This is a genomic window from Sodalis-like endosymbiont of Proechinophthirus fluctus, assembly GCF_001602625.1.
In the GTDB taxonomy this organism is placed as follows: domain Bacteria; phylum Pseudomonadota; class Gammaproteobacteria; order Enterobacterales; family Enterobacteriaceae.
Window position 1 is genome coordinate 39,881 of record NZ_LECR01000092.1, and the last position, 701, is coordinate 40,581.

At 58.5% G+C, this 701-nt stretch carries 1 pseudogene; it reads left to right on the top strand.

Annotated elements, in window-relative coordinates:
- Positions 1 to 531 (top strand): annotated as a pseudogene (locus tag BG74_RS18580) (leucyl aminopeptidase); the annotation flags it as partial.
- Positions 532 to 701: the final 170 nt, after the last annotated feature.

Genomic DNA, 701 nt, shown 5'->3' on the forward strand with positions numbered 1-701 from the left:
GACGGTCGCGCGTTTCGGCCCGGCGATGTGTTGACCACCCTCTCTGGCCAAACGGTGGAAGTGTTGAATACCGACGCCGAGGGCCGTCTGGTGCTGTGCGACGCCCTCACCTATGTCGAGCGCTTCGAGCCGGACGTAGTCATCGATGTCGCCACGCTGACAGGCGCCTGTATTATTGCGCTCGGGCATCATTTGACCGGGCTGATGTCGAATCATAATCCGCTAGCCCATGAGCTTATCAGTGCCGCCGAGCAGGCCAGCGATCGAACCTGGCGTTTGCCACTGGGAGATGAGTTCCAGGAGCAGCTGGAGTCGAATTTCGCCGATATAGCGAACATAGGCGGCCGGCCAGGCGGCGCAATCACCGCCGGCTGCTTTCTGTCGCGTTTCGCGCGCAAATATAATTGGGCGCACCTGGACATCGCTGGCACTGCCTGGCGCTCCGGTAAAAACAAAGGCGCCACGGGACGGCCAGTGGCGATGCTGTCGCAATTCTTGCTCAACCGTGCCGGACTCAACGATGACGAGTAACCGCAAAAAGGTGTGCTTGCACGTGCGGCGTTTGTCGCCCGTTGTCTTTTCCGTCACCCCTGGTTAATAAAACGGCACATGAAAAACGCAACCTTCTATTTACTCGACCAATATAACACCTTACTCGACCAACACAACACCAGCGACGGGCTGACCGCTGTCGAGCGGCT